The 16,564-nt window shown below is 69.3% G+C and carries 16 protein-coding genes; 4 read left to right on the forward strand and 12 right to left on the reverse strand.

Going from position 1 to position 16,564, the window contains the following annotated elements:
* Position 1: 1 nt before the first annotated feature.
* The 9 genes from ACX80N_RS10425 to pdxT all read right to left on the reverse strand — a co-directional run bounded on the left by ACX80N_RS10425 (position 2) and on the right by pdxT (position 10,288).
* A complete protein-coding gene (locus ACX80N_RS10425) occupies positions 2–2,407 on the reverse strand; it encodes a RelA/SpoT family protein (RefSeq protein WP_459339341.1) in 2,406 nt (801 codons plus the stop codon).
* Between the two features lie 155 nt (positions 2,408–2,562).
* Positions 2,563–3,561, reverse strand: coding sequence for a protein translocase subunit SecF (gene secF, locus ACX80N_RS10430; RefSeq protein WP_459339342.1), 999 nt, complete (start codon positions 3,559–3,561; stop codon positions 2,563–2,565).
* Positions 3,558–5,423, reverse strand: a complete 1,866-nt coding sequence (secD, locus tag ACX80N_RS10435; RefSeq protein ID WP_459339343.1) for a protein translocase subunit SecD — start codon at positions 5,421–5,423, stop codon at positions 3,558–3,560. Before secD ends, secF begins: the two co-directional genes overlap by 4 nt.
* Before the next feature lie 83 nt (positions 5,424–5,506).
* Complete coding sequence (gene yajC, locus ACX80N_RS10440; protein ID WP_459339344.1) at positions 5,507–6,064, reverse strand: preprotein translocase subunit YajC; 558 nt, start codon at positions 6,062–6,064, stop codon at positions 5,507–5,509.
* 102 nt (positions 6,065–6,166) lie between these two features.
* The gene (gene ruvB / locus ACX80N_RS10445; protein WP_459339345.1) at positions 6,167–7,282 is read right to left on the reverse strand and encodes a Holliday junction branch migration DNA helicase RuvB; all 1,116 of its coding nucleotides are present in this window, start codon (positions 7,280–7,282) and stop codon (positions 6,167–6,169) included.
* Complete coding sequence (gene ruvA / locus ACX80N_RS10450) at positions 7,279–7,908, reverse strand: Holliday junction branch migration protein RuvA (RefSeq protein WP_105030435.1); 630 nt, start codon at positions 7,906–7,908, stop codon at positions 7,279–7,281. The genes ruvB and ruvA overlap by 4 nt, the downstream gene beginning before the upstream one ends.
* A 197-nt stretch (positions 7,909–8,105) precedes the next feature.
* On the reverse strand, positions 8,106–8,675 hold the full coding sequence (gene ruvC / locus ACX80N_RS10455) for a crossover junction endodeoxyribonuclease RuvC (protein WP_105030436.1): 570 nt from the start codon (positions 8,673–8,675) through the stop codon (positions 8,106–8,108).
* Between the two features lie 42 nt (positions 8,676–8,717).
* Positions 8,718–9,476 carry a YebC/PmpR family DNA-binding transcriptional regulator gene (locus ACX80N_RS10460; RefSeq protein WP_105030437.1) on the reverse strand — a complete coding sequence of 253 codons (759 nt, stop codon included), beginning with the start codon at positions 9,474–9,476 and terminating at the stop codon, positions 8,718–8,720.
* Positions 9,477–9,478: 2 nt separating this feature from the next.
* Positions 9,479–10,288, reverse strand: coding sequence for a pyridoxal 5'-phosphate synthase glutaminase subunit PdxT (gene pdxT / locus ACX80N_RS10465; protein WP_459339346.1), 810 nt, complete (start codon positions 10,286–10,288; stop codon positions 9,479–9,481).
* A gap of 112 nt (positions 10,289–10,400) precedes the next feature.
* On the opposite strand from pdxT, the gene ACX80N_RS10470 reads away from it, so the two are divergent.
* From ACX80N_RS10470 to ACX80N_RS10480, 3 genes are all read left to right on the forward strand, one after another.
* Entirely contained in the window at positions 10,401–11,672 is a 1,272-nt protein-coding gene (locus ACX80N_RS10470; protein ID WP_459339347.1) for a MurT ligase domain-containing protein, read from the forward strand.
* Positions 11,672–12,442, forward strand: a complete 771-nt coding sequence (locus ACX80N_RS10475; RefSeq protein WP_105030440.1) for a type 1 glutamine amidotransferase — start codon at positions 11,672–11,674, stop codon at positions 12,440–12,442. Before ACX80N_RS10470 ends, ACX80N_RS10475 begins: the two co-directional genes overlap by 1 nt.
* Before the next feature lie 179 nt (positions 12,443–12,621).
* Positions 12,622–12,984 carry a VOC family protein gene (locus tag ACX80N_RS10480; protein ID WP_459339348.1) on the forward strand — a complete coding sequence of 121 codons (363 nt, stop codon included), beginning with the start codon at positions 12,622–12,624 and terminating at the stop codon, positions 12,982–12,984.
* Positions 12,985–13,222: 238 nt separating this feature from the next.
* Here ACX80N_RS10480 and ACX80N_RS10485 read toward each other — a convergent pair whose 3' ends face one another.
* Both ACX80N_RS10485 and ACX80N_RS10490 read right to left on the reverse strand, forming a co-directional pair.
* A complete protein-coding gene (locus tag ACX80N_RS10485; RefSeq protein ID WP_459339349.1) occupies positions 13,223–13,777 on the reverse strand; it encodes a hypothetical protein in 555 nt (184 codons plus the stop codon).
* Positions 13,774–14,001, reverse strand: coding sequence for a helix-turn-helix transcriptional regulator (locus ACX80N_RS10490; protein WP_105030444.1), 228 nt, complete (start codon positions 13,999–14,001; stop codon positions 13,774–13,776). Before ACX80N_RS10490 ends, ACX80N_RS10485 begins: the two co-directional genes overlap by 4 nt.
* A gap of 221 nt (positions 14,002–14,222) precedes the next feature.
* On the opposite strand from ACX80N_RS10490, the gene ACX80N_RS10495 reads away from it, so the two are divergent.
* Positions 14,223–14,702, forward strand: coding sequence for a hypothetical protein (locus tag ACX80N_RS10495; RefSeq protein ID WP_459339350.1), 480 nt, complete (start codon positions 14,223–14,225; stop codon positions 14,700–14,702).
* A gap of 151 nt (positions 14,703–14,853) precedes the next feature.
* Here the strand turns inward: ACX80N_RS10495 and ACX80N_RS10500 are convergent, their stop codons facing one another.
* Positions 14,854–16,416 carry an alpha/beta hydrolase domain-containing protein gene (locus tag ACX80N_RS10500; RefSeq protein WP_459339351.1) on the reverse strand — a complete coding sequence of 521 codons (1,563 nt, stop codon included), beginning with the start codon at positions 16,414–16,416 and terminating at the stop codon, positions 14,854–14,856.
* Positions 16,417–16,564 lie beyond the last annotated feature (148 nt).

Here is a 16,564-nt window from a genome sequence, read left to right on the forward strand (position 1 = left end):
GTCAGGGGCGGCGCTGGGAGCCCGTAGTCCGGTACACGTCGAACACGCCGTCGATCCGGCGTACGGCGCTGAGGATGTGGCTCAAGTACTTCGGATCGCCCATCTCGAACGCGAAGCGCGACATCGCCACCCGGTCCGACGACGTGTTGACGTTCGCGGCAAGGATGTTGACGTGGTTCTCGGCGAGTACGCTCGTCACGTCGGACAGCAGGCTCTTGCGGTCCAGCGCCTCCACCTGGATCTCCACGAGGAACACGCTCGACTGCGTGGGCGCCCACTCCACGGGCACGATCCGGTCCGGCTGGTCGCGCAACTCCTGCACGTTGCGGCAGTCGCTGCGGTGCACGGAGACACCCGAACCGCGGGTAACGAACCCGATGATCGGATCCGGCGGCACAGGCGTGCAGCAGCGCGCGAGCTTGACCCACACATCGCCCACACCCCGGACCGTCACGCCCGAGTCGGAGAACTTGGGACGCCGCGGCTGCGTGGCGACCGCCGTCTCCGCGATCTTGTCCTCGGCGCCCTCGTGGCCGCCCATGAGTGCCACGAGATGCTCGATGACGTTCTGCGCGGAGGTGTGGCCGTCCCCGACCGCGGCATAGAGGGCCGAGATGTCCTGGTGCTTGAGTTCCCCCGCGACCGTCATCAGGGCGCTGTGCGTCATCATGCGCTGCAGCGGGAGGTTCTGCTTGCGCATCGCGCGCGTCAGCAGCTCCTTGCCCTTGTCGATGGCCTCCTCGCGGCGCTCCTTGGTGAACCACTGCCGGATCTTGTTCCGGGCGCGCGGGCTCTTGACGAAGCCCTGCCAGTCCTGGCTGGGACCCGCCCCCTCGGCCTTGGAGGTGAAGATCTCCACCCAGTCACCGTGGTTCAGCTCGCTGTTGAGGGGCACGAGCTTACCGTTGACCCGGGCGCCGATGGTCCGGTGCCCCACCTCGGTATGCACGGCGTACGCGAAGTCGACCGGCGTCGACCCCGCCGGCAGCGCCATGACCTCGCCCTTGGGCGTGAAGACGAAGACCTCGCGGGCGTTGATCTCGAACCGCAGTGAGTCGAGGAACTCGTCCGGGTCCGAGGTCTCCTGCTGCCAGTCCACGAGACTCCGCAGCCAGCCCATGTCGCCGTTGTCCGACGCCTCGAGCTGCCGGCCGCCGCTCTTGTACTTCCAGTGCGCGGCCACGCCGTACTCGGCGCGCCGGTGCATGTCGTGGGTACGGATCTGGATCTCCACGGGCTTCCCGCCTGGTCCGATCACCGTGGTGTGCAGCGACTGGTACATGTTGAACTTGGGCATCGCGATGTAGTCCTTGAACCGCCCGGGCAGGGGGTTCCAGCGGGAGTGCAGCGAGCCGAGGGTCGCATAGCAGTCGCGCACGCTGTCCACCAGCACGCGCACGCCCATGAGGTCATGGATGTCGTCGAAGTCCTTGCCCCGGACGATCATCTTCTGGTAGATCGAGTAGTAGTGCTTGGGGCGGCCCGTGATCGTCGCCTTGATCTTCACCGCCCGGAGATCCTCATCGATCTGGTTGCGGACGAGGCTGAGGTGCTTCTCCCGCTCGGGTGTCCGGTCCCCCACCATCCGGACGATCTCCTCGTACACCTTCGGGTGCAAGGCGGCGAACGATAGATCCTCGAGCTCCCACTTGATGGTGTTCATGCCGAGGCGGTGCGCGAGCGGCGCGAAGATCTCGAGGGTCTCCCTCGCCTTCTTCGCCGACGACGCCGGCGAGACGAAACGCCAGGTACGGGCGTTGTGCAGCCGGTCGGCGAGCTTGATGACGAGGACCCGGATGTCCTTCGCCATGGCCACGACCATCTTGCGGACGGTCTCGGCCTGCGCGGCGTCGCCGAAGGACACCTTGTCGAGCTTGGTGACGCCGTCCACGAGCATCGCGACCTCGGGCCCGAAGTCGCGTTTGAGCTCCTCGAGGGTGTACGAGGTGTCCTCCACGGTGTCGTGCAGGAGTGCCGCCGCGAGGGTGGTGCCGGTCATGCCGAGTTCGGCGAGGATCGTGGCGACGGCCACGGGATGCGTGATGTAGGGATCGCCGCTCTTGCGCGTCTGGCCTTCGTGGCTCCGCTCGGCCACGAGGTAGGCCCGCTGGATGAGGTCCAGGTCCTCGCGCGGGTTGTTCGCCCGGACGGTGCGCAGCAGCGGCTCGAGCACCGGTGAGTAGCCGGAGGACCCGCGCCCGGTCAGCCGGGCGATGCGCGCCCGGGTCCGGCCGCGACGGCCCGGAGCCGCCTGGTCGGCGCTCGTCGCCGACGGCGCCGAGGTGGGCGAGGCCGGCTGCACGAGCCCCCGGCCGAGACCGGAGCGCGTGGCATCGGTGGCGACCGGTCCGGGGACGCCCGGCGCCACAGCACCCTGATCGCCTCCGGGGTTCACCGCTTCAGCCATGTCCAGTCCCTCGATCTCGATCCGGGATCCCGTGAGGATCGCCTGCGCCGCACGTCAGGCGGCATCTCCAAGTCTAGCCGGGCCGGAAGCGCCTAAGCCGCAGGGGCCCGTACGGGCCCCTGCGGCTGAGGACGGCTGGTTCGGGCCGGGTGCCGTCAGACGGCCGACGCCTCGAGCGTGCGCCGCGCGAGGACCTTCTTCTCCTGCTTCCTCAGCTCCGGCTCGTTGAGCCGCAGCGCCGCGTACAGGGGGGCGGCGATGAAGATGGTGCCCAGCGTGCCCAGGATGATCCCGATGAACAGGGCCAGCGAGAGATCCTGGAGGGTGCCGGCACCCAGCAGGAACGCGCCGATGAACAGGATCGACGCGACGGGCAGGATGGCCACCACCGAGGTGTTGATCGACCGCACGAGCGTCTGGTTCACCGCGAGGTTCACCTGCTCGGCGAAGGTCCGCTTCGTCGAGATGGTGATGTCCGCGGTGTTCTCGCGGATCTTGTCGAACACCACCACGGTGTCGTACAGCGCGTAACTGAGGATGGTCAGGAAGCCGATGATCGCCGACGGCGTGACCTCGAAGTCGCTGAGCGAGTACAGGCCGGCCGTGACCACCATGACGACGACGAGCGCGGCCATCGCGGCCAAGGCCATCTTCCACGTACGGAAGTAGATGGCCATCAGGACGGCGGCCAGGAAGACGAAGACCCCGAAGCCGATCAGGGCCTGACGGCTGACGTCCTCGCCCCAGGTCGGGCCGACGAAGCTCGAGGTCACCTGGTCCTCGTCGACGCCGTACCCGCTGACGAGGTTGTCCCGGACACTGAGCGTCTCGTCGTCGGACAGGCGCTCGGTCTGGATGCGCATGGTGTCCGCGGCGATGTTGGTCACGCGCGGGACGGCGTCGGTGACGACGTCGGTGACGGCGCGCTCACCGATGGCGACGTCCGTGTTCTCCGTCGCGGAGACGGTGAACTCCGAGCCGCCGCGGAAGTCGATGCCGAGGTTGAAGCCGCCCTTGACCACCGGGATGAGGATCGAGATCAGGAGCGCGATGCCTGCGATGAGGAACCAGAGGTTCCGCTTGGCGACGAAGGGGTAGGAGCGCTTTCCCGAGTATAGCTCGTTGCCGAACGTGGCGAAGCTTGTGCGGCTCATTCGTTGGTCTCTTTCTGGGAGGAACCGGTGCGCCCGGCGACGGAGGAGCCGGTACGAGCGGCACGGGAGCCGGTGCGCCCGGCGACGGCGGGTTCCGCGCGGTCGATGGCGAGTTCCGCGTCCTGGGCGACGGAGGATCCGACGGCCGAGGACCCGGTGCGCCCGGCGAGGGCTTTCTGCTGCTCCGCGCGACGGCGCTCGGCGATGGTCATGCGCCGCTCGGCCTCGGCCGTGGCTCCCTTGTTCTTGGCGCGGGCGACGACGACGGGCTTCTCGCCCGGCTCGCGCAGTCGGCCGGCGCCGCGGTAGAGCGGGATGCCACCGAGGCGGCTGGGGTCCAGCCCGGACCACGGGTGGCCCTCGCCGAAGAACTTCGTCCTGGCCAGCAGACGCAGGACCGGGTGCGTGAACAGGAAGACGACCACGAGGTCGGCGATCGCCGTGAGGCCGAGCGTGAAGGCGAACCCGCGCACGTTGCCGACGGCCACGAAGTACAGCACGAGGGCTGCGAGGAGGTTCACGGCCTTGGACGCGAGCACGGTCCGCTTCGCGCGGCGCCAGCCGTTCTCCACGGCGGAGACGAGGCCGCGGCCGTCGCGCAGTTCGTCACGGATGCGCTCGAAGTAGACGATGAAGGAGTCCGCGGTCTGCCCGATGGCGACGATGAGCCCGGCGACGCCGGCGAGGGACAGCCGGTAGTTCTCGGTCCAGCCGAGGATGCAGATGGCCAGGTAGGTGAGGATGCCCGCGACCACCAGCGAGGCGATGGTCACCAAACCCAGCAGCCGGTACTGGAACATCGAGTAGACGGCGACGAGCAGGAGGCCGATGAGGCCGGCGATCAGGCCGAGGCGCAGCTGGTCGGCGCCGAGGGTCGCGGAGATCTGCTGTTCGCTCTGGATCTCGAAGCTGATGGGGAGCGCGCCGTACTTGAGCTGCTCCGCCAGGGCCGCGGCGGACTCCTCGGTGAAGTTGCCCGAGATCTGGGGGTTGCCGTCGGGGATGACGGCGTTGGTGGTGGGCGCGGAGACGATCCGACCGTCGAGCACGATGGCGAACTGGTTGCGGGGGTCGCCCTGGCCGATCGCGTACAGGCGCTCGGTGACGGTCCGGAAGGTGTCGGTTCCCTCGTCGTTGAAGTCGATGGTGACGGCCCAGGTGTTCAGGGACTGGCCCTGCGCGCCGCGCTGCAGGCCGTAGCTCGCGGTGGAGATGTCCGTGCCGGGGACCTCGACGGGTCCGAGGATGTACTTGCCCTGCGAGTCGGGCTCGCACGCGACCATGGGCTGGTCGGCGGGCGCGGGCTCCTCGGCGGGTTCCAGGGCTGCCGGATCGAGGCAGTCGAGCGCCTCGAACTCCTTGTACAGCTCCGGTGTGATCCAGTTCGGATCGCTCGCGTTCTGCGGCTCGGCGGCCGGCTTGGGCAGCTGATCGTCCGGCGTCGGCGTCTCTGCAGCCGCGGCCTGACCCGGCCCTCCGGCGAGGACGGGGCGGAACTCCATCTGCGCCGAGGCCTGAATGAGGTCGCGCGTCTGCGCGTCCGGCGTGCCGGGAAGGGACACGATGACGTTCTGGCCCGACTGCGTGTTGATCTCGGCCTCCGCGACGCCGGAGCCGTCCACACGCTGGCGGATGATCTCCACGGCCTGGTCGAGCTGTTCGGGCGTGATCTCGCTGCCGTCCTGGACCCGGGGCGCGAGGATCATCTGCGTTCCACCCTCGAGGTCGAGGGCGAGGCGGGGGCTCCAGCTCGCGGTGCTCCAGTAGGAACCCGCTCCCAGCAGGATCGCGAGCAGTGCTGTCAATGCGCCCAGCCAGACAAGTGTCCGCTTGGCTGCCGTCCCGGGACCGGTACGAGGCATGATGGATGTCCTTATTCAGTGGCGCGGCTGCTGCGCCGGATTGATTCTGACGGGCGCGGCGTGATGACCGGCCCTACGGAATGCTAGTTGTCGGGGGTCGCTTTGGGGTCGCGGGGGTCCCGCGCGTCGCGGTTCTCCTGGACGGCCTCACGGTCGAGGCGCCCGAGGGTCTCCTCCGGGGTCTCCGTGCCGCCCGCCGTGGGTGCCGACGCCGCGGTGGACCCAGTGGACGGCGTGCGGTCGATGCGGTCGTCGCTGATCGAGGACGCGTCGTCGGGCACGGAGGCACCGTCGACGGCGGGCTCGACGGCCGGGTCGACGACGGCCGCGGTGTCCTGCTGGACCACCTTGGACAGGGCCTGCGTGTGGACCGTCGCCAGGTTGCCCGGAGAGAGCTCGAGGACGGCCTTGTTGTTCTCCTGGTCGATCGAGACGATCGTGCCGTAGAGCCCGAACTGCGTCATGACCTCCGTGCCGGGCTCCATCTGCGTGCGCATCTCCTTCACCTGCTGCTGCGTCTTGCGCTGCCTGCGGAACATGGTGAAGATCAGGAACGCCAGTGCCAGCGGCAGCAGGAGGGAGAAGATGTCGAAGGGAGGGGCATCTCCGGTGGCTGTCTGGGCGACTACGTGTGCAAGCACTGGGAATCCGTTCCTGGGACTGGGTGTGGTGGGGGGCACGCCTGTGCCCTGGCCCACTTCTGTCCACACCAGTGTAGGGGGGAATGCTGGACGTTCCGCGCGTCAGGAGTCGGTCTGCGCCCAGCTGTCAAGGCCTGATTCGGCGTCGAGCAGCGGTTCCGGCGCCACCGAGAACAGGTCCTCCGGCATCGCCGCGGCGGCGTTCTGGGGCATCTCGAGGCCGAGGTGCTTCCAGGCGGCAGCCGTCGCGATCCTGCCGCGCGGCGTCCGTCCGAGCAGTCCCTCGCGGACCAGATAGGGCTCGGCGACGGTCTCGACGGTCTCCGGCTCCTCGCCGACGGCGATCGCCAGCGTCGAGAGTCCCACCGGCCCGCCGTTGAACTTCGTGATGAGCGCGGTGAGCACGGAACGGTCCAGGCGGTCGAGTCCGCGGGCGTCCACCTCGTACATGTCCAGCGCAGCACTCGCCGAGCGGGCATCGATGAGGTCCACTCCGTGCACGAGCGCCCAGTCCCGGACGCGGCGCAGCAGGCGGTTGGCGATACGCGGCGTCCCCCGGGACCGGCTCGCGATCTCGGCGAACGCCGCGGAGTTCACCTTCATGTCCATGAGCATCGCCGAGCGGCGGAGCACCAGTTCGAGTTCCTCCGTGGAGTAGAACTCGAGGTGCCCGGTGAAGCCGAAGCGGTCCCGGAGGGGACCGGGCAGCAGCCCGGCGCGGGTGGTCGCGCCCACGAGGGTGAAAGGCGGCAGCTCGAGCGGGATCGCCGTGGCGCCGGGACCCTTGCCGACGATGATGTCGACGCGGAAGTCCTCCATGGCCATGTAGAGCATCTCCTCGGCCGGCCGGGACATGCGGTGGATCTCGTCGAGGAAGAGCACCTCGCCGTCGGTCAGGGAGGAGAGGATGGCGGCGAGGTCGCCCGCGTGCTGGATCGCGGGTCCCGAGGAGATGCGCAGCGGAGCGTTCATCTCGGCTGCGATGATCATGGCGAGGGTGGTCTTGCCGAGGCCGGGAGGCCCGGAGAGCAGGACGTGGTCGGCGCTGCGGCCGCGGAGGCGCGAGGCCTCCAGGACGAGCGAGAGCTGCCTCCGGACCCTCTTCTGTCCCACGAAGTCGTCGAGGTTCTTCGGCCGGAGGGCGGCCTCGATGGCGCGGTCCTCGGGGTCGGCGGCCGGCGCGACGAGCGGTGCCTCCTGGGGTTGCTTGTCCGTCATGAGCCGACCCTCGTGCGTGCCGAGCTGCGGGCGCCGTCCTGACCGAGCCGGCGCAGCGTCAGCTTCAGGATCTGCCCGACGTCACCCGTCGCGGCCACGTCGGGCGCGTCGGCGACGGCGGCGTCGATCGCGGCGCCGGCATCCTTCTCGGACCAGCCGAGGCCCATCATGGCGGTGAGGACCTGCCCCTGCCAGGTCTGCGCGGGAACGCCGGGCTTCGACTCGAGCGGGACGAGCTTCCCGGCGAGCTCGAGCACGATCCGGCGGGCACCCTTCGGGCCGATGCCGGGCACCTTGCTGAAGGCCTTGTCATCGCCGGACGACGCCGCGATGCGGATGGCCTCCGGCGTGTGGACGGCGAGGACGGCGAGGGCCAGGCGGGGGCCGACGCCGCTGACGGCCAGGAGCGTCTCGAAGACCTCCCGCTGGTCCGCGTCCTCGAAGCCGAAGAGCGTCATGGAGTCCTCGCGGACGATCATCGCGGTGGCGATCGAGGCCTGCTCGCCGACGCGCAGAGCCGCGAGGGTCTGCGGTGTCGCCTGGACCTGCATACCGAAGCCGTTGACGTCGAGGACGGCGGAGTGCAGGCCCACGTGGGTCACTGTTCCGCGCAGGGAACTGATCATGAAGGGCTCCAGTGCAGGTGCTGACGGGGACGTCCGGGCGGTCACCGGCGTCGAACATACGTTCTAATCGTCAAAGATACCGGTGATCCGCCGATCGATCGAGTCGCCACACCGCCGGGTGCGCAGCGCGAGGCGGCAGCCGGGTGTCGGACGGAGCGGCATCACCGGGCGTCAGGACGTCGGCCGACGGGCCCCGCTCAGCGGCGTCGCGCCCGCGCCTCGGCCTCGGCCCAGATGCGCTGCGCCGGGGTGACGGATCCCCCCGATGCCGCCGCGCCCTGCACTGCCACTCCCCTGCGCCACGCGTGCGTGATCGCGAGGGCCAGGGCGTCGGCGGCGTCGGCCGGCCGCGGGGCCGTCTCGAGCCGGAGGATCTTCGTGACCATCTTTGTGACGGCGACCTTGTCCGCCTGTCCGTTGCCGGTGACGGCGGCCTTCACCTCGGTGGGGGTGTGGAGGGCCACCGGGATGCCACGCCGCGCGGCGGAGACGATCACGACGCCGGAGGCCTGGGCGGTTCCCATGACGGTGCTGACGTTGAGCTGGCTGAAGACGCGTTCCACGGCGAGGACCTGCGGCTGGTGCAGGTCCAGCCACGAGTCCACGGCCTCGGAGATCACCAGGAGCCGTTCGTCGAGGCTCCTGCCCGCCTCCGTACCGACCACCCCGACCGCGACGAGCGTGGAGCGCCGGTTGGGTTCGATGTCGACGACGGCGAGCCCGCAGCGGGTCAGGCCGGGGTCCACCCCCATCACGCGGTAGGTCACGGCGTCACCGGGCGGGCGGGGTGGGTAGGGAGGTGGGCGATGTCAGTCGTCGTTCTCGAGCTCGGCCAGGACCTCGTCCGGCAGGTGCGCGTTCGAGTAGACGTTCTGGACGTCGTCGAGCTCCTCGAGGGCGTCCACGAGCTTGAGGAACTTCCGGGCACCCTCGGCATCCAGGTCCACCTGCATGGACGGCACGAACTCGACGTCGTCGGTCTCGTACTCGATACTGCTCTCGTCGAGCGCGGCGACCACGGCCCGGAGGTCCTGCGGCTCGGAGACGATCTCGAACGTGTCCGACGATTCCTTGACCTCGTCCGCGCCGGCGTCGAGGACGGACATGAGCAGTTCGTCCTCGGTGAGGCCGTTCTTCGGGAGCGTCACGACGCCCTTGCGGGCGAACAGGTACGACACCGAGCCGGGATCGGCGATCGTGCCGCCGTTGCGGGAGATCCCGAGGCGCACCTCCGAGGCGGCACGGTTCTTGTTGTCCGTCAGGCACTCGATCAGCAGGGCCGAACCCTGGGGGCCCCGCGCCTCGTACATGATGGTCTGGTAGTCCACGGCCTCGCCGAGCAGGCCGGCGCCGCGCTTGACGGCGCGGTTGATGTTGTCGATGGGCACGGAGGTCTTCTTGGCCTTGGAGACGGCCAGCTCGAGTCCCGGGTTACCCGCGACGTCGGCGCCGCCGGCCCGTGCCGCGACCTCGATGTTCTTGATCAGCTTCGCGAAGGACTTCGCGCGCTTGGCGTCGATCGCAGCCTTCTTGTGCTTGGTTGTTGCCCACTTGGAGTGCCCCGACATGCTTACGCTTCTCCTCTGATCATCCGGATAAAGAGTTCGTGGACCCGCCGCTCCCCCGTCACTTCCGGGTGGAAACTCGTGGCCAGCAGGTTCCCTGAACGCACTGCGACAATTCTAGCGACCGGCTCCAAGTCGGCTCCCGGTGCGGCATCGGACGGGCCGGCCTGCGGCGTCTCGGCGGCGGGCACCTGCGCGAGCACCTCGACGTCGGCCCCCACCTTCTCCACCCATGGCGCGCGGATGAAGACGGCCCGCACGGGATCATCTCCTGCAGCGGGGCCGGTTGCCGCGAGGCCGGCGAACGCGAGATCCGCCTCGAAGGACTCGCGCTGGCGGCCGAAGGCGTTGCGCCGCACCACGATGTCGAGGCCGCCGAGCGTCTGCTGCGGATTGCCGTGCCGGTCGGTCGAGGGATCGGCGATCACGTCGGAGAGCAAGATCATGCCCGCGCAGGATCCGTAGACCGGCAGCCCCCCGTCGATCAAGCCGCGCAGCGGTTCCGCCAGCCCGAAGGTCCGCGTCAGCTTGTCCATCGTGGTCGATTCTCCGCCCGGGAGGATCAGGCCGTCGATCGCTGCGAGCTCCGAGGCGCGCCGGACGGGCACGGCGCGCGCGCCGAGAGACTCGACGGTCGCGATGTGCTCCCGCACGTCGCCCTGCACCGCGAGTACGCCGACGACGACGTCGCGGCCTGTGCGGGGCGTGCGACCGGCGGATCCGGCGGTCTCCGGGGCGACGGTCGGAGCGGCGTCGGACAGGGCGACGGACAGGGCGCCGGGCACGGGGAACGGCGCCGAGGACGGGGAGGTCATGCCTCGATTCTAGGCCGTGGCAGCGCCGGAGCCGGCGTCGAACGGTCTCGCGTGAGCAGCGCCTCGCCGCCGCGTCCCGGGAACCCCGACGCGCCTGCGATAATTTGTTGGCATGAATCCCCTTCCAGTTCTCGTGGGCAAGGCCGTGCGCGTCGCCTCCCGCCTGCGCGGCGGCGGCTCCGCATTCCCGGGCCTCGTGGTCGAGCGCCTCGACCCCGGCTTCATGGGCCGCGCGCTGTCCACTCTCCCCCGCGGCGTCGTCGTCGTCAGCGGAACGAACGGCAAGACCACCACCACCAAGATGGTGGTGGAACTGCTCGAGGGCCAGGGCCTGACGGTGTTCACGAACCGCACCGGCAGCAACTTCACGCGCGGTGTCGCGGCAGCCCTCCTGGGCGAGGTCGACTGGCGCGGGCGGCTCGAAGCCGACGTCGCCGTCCTCGAGCTCGACGAGGCGCACGCCGTGCACTTCGTGAAGCTCGTGCCGCCGCGGTACTCCCTGCTCCTCAATGTCCTCCGCGACCAGCTCGACCGCTTCGGCGAGATCGACGCCACCACGCGCCTGCTCGAGCGCATCGCACTCGCCACCACGGGGACGGTCGTCCTGAACCGGGAGGACCCCCGCGTCGCGGGCCTGGCCGCGTCCATCACGACCGCAGACGTCGTCTACTTCGGCCTCGACGCCTCGCTGCGGAGCACGTTCCCGAACGACGACGAGCTGCGCGGCGCCGAGGGGATCGCCCCCGCGTCGGCGCTGCCAGCCGACGTCGTCCTCCGTTCCGTCGACGGCAACGCGGCCTCCTTCGAGGCGGACGGCACGACGACGCACACCGAGCTGCGCCTGCGCGGGGTCTACAACATCTTCAACGCCGCCGCCGCCCTCGCGGCCGCCCGCGCCGTCCTCGGCGGTACTGCCGACGACGCCCGGCTCTTCTCCTCGCTCGCCGCGGTGGAGCCCGCGTTCGGGCGCGGGGAGAGCCTCGTGGTCGACGGCCAGGCCCTCGAACTGGTGCTCGTCAAGAACCCCAGTGGATTCCGCCTCGGCCTGAAGTCCTTCGACCCCGCAGGCTGCGCGACCATGATCGCGATCAACGACAACTACGCGGACGGGCGCGACATGTCCTGGCTGTGGGACGTGGACTTCGATTCGCTCGGCCTCGGCGGCGTCGAGATGGTCAGCGGCGTACGCGCCTACGACATGGCGCTGCGGCTCAAGTACGACGACGTGCGGGTCGGCGCCGTCGACCCCGACATCACGGAGGCGCTGAAGCAGTTCGTCCGGGGGTCGGAGGGCCGCCCGAAGCGGATCTTCTGTACGTACACGGCCATGCTCGCGGTCCGCCGCGAGCTCTCCAAGATCACGAAGGTCGAGGTTGTCTCCTGATGAGCGACGCACCATCCGCCAGCGCCCTCACGGAGGCACCCGCCGATCCCTCGAAGGGCAGCCTGCGGATCCTGCAGCTGTACCCGCGCGAGATGAACATCTACGGCGACTACGGGAACGTCCTGGTCCTCAAGCAACGCCTCGCGTGGCGCGGCTACGGGGCGGAGATCCTCGAGCACAATGCCGGCGACGCTTTCCCCGACGACGTCGACATCATCATCGGCGGCGGCGGCCAGGACAGCGGGCAGGTGGTGATCCAGGACGACCTGCAGGCCATCGCCCCGACGCTCCGCGCCCTGGCGGAGGACGGCACGCCCATGCTGCTGATCTGCGGGCTGTACCAGCTCTTCGGCAAGGTCTTCCGCACGCACGACGGCACCGTGATCCCCGGCATCGGTGTGCTGGACCTCGAGACGCGGGGCGGGACGGAACGCCTGATCGGCAACGTCGTGGCCACCAGCGAGGAATTCGGCGAGATCCACGGCTACGAGAACCACAGCGGCCAGACCTTTCTGGGTGCAGGGCTGAAGCCCCTCGCGACCGTGGTCAAGGGCGCGGGCAACAACGCCGAGGACAAACACGAGGGGGCGCGCTACCGCAACATCGTGGCGAGCTACCTGCACGGTTCACTACTGCCGAAGAACCCCGCGATCGCCGACTTCCTGCTGCGCACCGCGGCCGAACGGAAGTTCGGTGCGTTCGACGACGGCGGCGTGGACGACTCGCTCGCAGACCTCGCCCGGCAGCACGCGGGAGCAAGGCCGCGGTAGGTCCGCCCGGGGCGCCGTGTCCTTGCGGGCGCCCTGCGAGGGACAGCACCCCGGCTTCCGCGTCAAGGGGCGTGGACGCCGCGCCCTGCGGGCGAGCCCTGCCGGTAGCGTTCGTGGGGACGGGCCCGACTGGGCCTGCACCCCACTGGACCCCGATGCGGGTCCGCGGAAGGAGCGTCATGGCCAAGGGAGTAGCAACCGTCTGGGTACCCGTCGAGGACATGGGCAGGGCCCTCGCGTTCTACCGGGACACCCTCGGACTGGACGTCACGATGGAGCAGGAGGACTGGTCCACGGTCGACGCCGGCGGGCTGACCATCGGACTGAACGCCCGCGAGAACACGCACGGTGGGCGGGGCGGCGGTGCCGTCATCAGTCTCCAGCCCGAAGGATCCATCGAGGACGAACTGGAGCGCATCTCGTCCCGCGGAGGTGCAGACGTCCGGGGCGAGATCAGCGAGTACCCCTGGGGCCGGATCCTGCCGTTCAAGGACAGCGAGGGCAACGACCTCCAGCTCTACTCTCCCCCGACCGAGGGCTGAGCGCCGCTCGATCGTGACTCCCGCCGGCGACAGGACGATTGCGGACGCGTAACAGTCGGCCGGCTTCCCTGTCGCCCGGCACCGCGGAGTGGGAGGGTCGGCGGATCCGAGGCGTGTGGCGGACCGATGGCCACCGGGCCCGTGACCCTCATCGTGGGCGGCTAGCCGGACTGCTCGTCCGCATCCGTCCCGGCGGCCCGTGCCGCGCCGGTGCGGAGATCTCGGGGACGTGATCCGGTCACGGAAGGCGGAGACCGACGTCGTCCCGATGACGGCGTGCACGCCGGAAGCTGAGCATGCCTCCGACGATCGCCGCGAGTCCGCCGATGATGCCGCCCACGACGGCGCCCTGCGCCATCCCGCCGAGGAACCCCTCGCCCGGAGTGACGTCGAGTCGGGGTGCGGGAACCAGCGGAGCACCGGTGAGGACGGTGTACGTCACGGCCGCGAAGGTCAGCGCCATCACGGCGCCGAAGACCACGATGCCCACCATGGTGGACCGGGCACCGGCGTTCTCGGCGAGTTTCCGGGGATGGACGTCCCGTCGCTTGGCGTACCAGGTGGCAGCCGCGGACGGCAGGATCGTCACCGCCAGCAGGACCACGGGCAGCAGCACCGCCCCGAAGATGGACGCGACCAGGGCGCCGACGAGACCTGCATAGAGTCCCGTCGTCAACCCGAAGGAACTCGACTCCATGAAGACGGCCCGCTCACGTTCATCCCCGTAGGCCGGACTGTCCAGGTCCATGATGCGTTCCGCGACCCGATCCAGCAGGGTGGGCTTGTGCGTCATCGTTTTTCTCCCGGATCGTTGGTGAACAGTTCCTCGACGGTCCCGCCCAGGGCGCGGGCGATGCGGAGGGCGAGATAGACCGAGGGGGCATAGTCGCCCTGCTCGACGGCGATGATCGTCTGGCGGCTCACACTCACGAGGTCCGCCAGCTCCGCCTGCGTCATTCGCTGCTCCTTACGGCGATCCCGGATCGGATTCACCGTGCCAGTCTCCCTGGGAACCATGGGGAGATGTTAAGGATCATTGACATCAGAAGTCAAGGATCATAGACATCGTGGAGTCATCGACGGGACCGGGCAGCTCATGTCGGGGCTGGAAGAACCCAGGATGTCTCCTGAGTGCGACGTGGGAGCCTCGTTGCGGTCATGCATCGGAGGTTCCCCTGCCGCTCCCGCCCTGCCTACGGTCGAAGGACGGAAAACCACGACCAGCAGGAGGAACCGCGATGACCGGATACGCAGGAACCGGGCACGACGCCCGGACGCCCAAGGGATATCGAGTCGCCCGGAAGGGTGCGCTTCTCCTCCTGGGACTGGGCATGATCACCGGATGTGCGACCAGTGAGGAGGACTGGAATTCGACCGCGGTAGGAGATGACAAGAGCGTGGGCGATGTGGACCTGCGCAGTGTCCTGCTGGTCACGCATGAGGAGAATGAACCGGCCCGCCTCCTGGGTACGCTCGAGAACAACGGGGACGAGGCAGTGGATGTGAGCATCAGTGATGCCGACGAGACCACGACCCTCACGATCCCGGCGGAGGGAAGCATCCCGCTGGACACCGTCGCAACCCTGCTGCGCACAGCGGGGGACGCACCCGGCGCCCGCACGACGCTCACCGCTACGACCGAAGCCGGCCAGGTGGAGCTTCTCGTCCCCGTCGTCGATGGGACCCTCGATCCGTACAAGCCCTACCTGCCCGACTGAAGCGCCACCGTCGCCATCATGCGGGTGCAAGCTCGGACGGCGGGGCAGGGATCGGCCGTGCAGGGAAGCCCGAGCAGCAGAATGCCCGCACTTCCCTGCACGCCGGGTCATCGGCCAGGGCGACGGCGGAGTCCGACGGCCGACACCCTTGTCAGGGGATATCGCTCCTCAGCGCGTCCTTCCGCAGTTCGCGGGAGTCGTAGTCGGTGAGGAAGCCCTGGCGCTCCAGCGTCCGCGCGCTCTCCCGGACCGCCTGGACGTAGGCCCCGTGGTTGCGATAGAGGCCGTCGATCACGTCCTGGGGCAGCGGCCGCTCGTATCCGGCGATGAAGCAGAACGACGCCCCGGTCGCCGCGCCGTACCAGGTGCTCGTCGGCACATCGAGGAACGGCGAGCGCAGGCCCCCCTGCACATTGCCGAACTCGTCCAGCACGGGAACGCCGTCGCGCACGAGGATCGGCTCCGCGCGCGGCGGTGCGACACCCTCGCGGACCCAGAGGTCCATATTGCGGAGCGCCGCGTTGAAGAAGATGGAGCTCGGGAACCTGCTGCGTGGACCCTCGTTGCACGATGCCGGCGGGACGCTGCGCCCGGCCGCGATGATGTCGGCGGAGGACGCCGAGAACGTCAGTTCGTCGGGCGTCGCGTGCCCGGCCCCGGCCATCTCGTAGTGGCGGTACTGGTCGCCGGGGGCGTCGCTGTCGGCCCGGCGGGAGCCGATGCCGAGCAGGTAGTCGGACTGCGACATGATCCGCATGATCGGTACGCCCACGTCCGTGAACTGGCGTCGCACGTCCGTGGCCGGGGGCGCAGGCTCGCACTGGTTCATGGGGTACGCCCCGGCGAACCCACCGCCGGCGACGGCGACGATGTACGCGTCGTAGATCGGTGCGCCGTCGGACTCGACCACGAGCGGATGCACGCCGTTGATGTAGTTGACCAGGTAACCGCCCGTCTGGGAGTAGCCGAACCCGTACGCGTATTCCACCTGCGTGCTCCGGGATCCGTAACGCAGCGGGTTCGCCGCGTCGTCGCTCTTCAGCCACGCCCCGACCTGGGAGTAGATGTCCCAGATGAGCCCGTTCTCGGTGGACCTCGAGGAGTCGGTCGCCACCGTGGCGCAGTTGGCCGGATCGCTCAGCGGGAGCGGATTGGCGAAGGAGAGGGACGCATAGCGCTCGGGGTCGAAGTTCTTGAGCGCCTCGACGGCGATGGGCTTGGCGGTGATGCCCACCCAGGCGTCACCGTTGGCCACGATCTGCTCCTGGGCGACGGCCCAGCCGATGTTGAGGTCGAACAGGTTGCTCGGGTTCAACATCTCCACCACCACGTTGCCGCTGAAGTCCCTGCCCTTGGCCGGCTTCCGGACGAGGACGCGGGTCGTGTAGGGCGCATCGGGGGTGCGGATCTGCGCGGGTCCGGTGGTCGGCCAGGTGTAGACATTGGAGGCACCACTGACCAGGTACTCCTCCTCCACGTAGCCGATACTCCCGAGATCCTGCGGGACCTCCTGGTGGTCGGCCGCTCCGAACGGATAGGACTCGGCCGTCGTCGCAAGGGGACCCTGGACGGCGGGGATGGGGGTCGCGCGCTCGTCCGCGGCACCCGGCGTCGTGCGGGGCGGAGACGCCGTGGCCGGGACGGCCGAGAGGCCGACTCCGGTGAGGGCGAGGGACAGGGACAGCAGGATCGATAATCGGGAACGCGTTGACATGGGTGCTCCTTCTCGGGACCGGGCAGCGCTGCCCGGCATGCTCCGCGGCACACCGGCGTCGGTGCCGGGTACCCCTGCCACGCGTCGATGCCCCTGTCGGGCCCCCGGATCATCAGGTAGCGAAGCATTCCGACAGTAGGGAGCCCGT

This window comes from Arthrobacter sp. MDT2-16 (assembly GCF_054510925.1).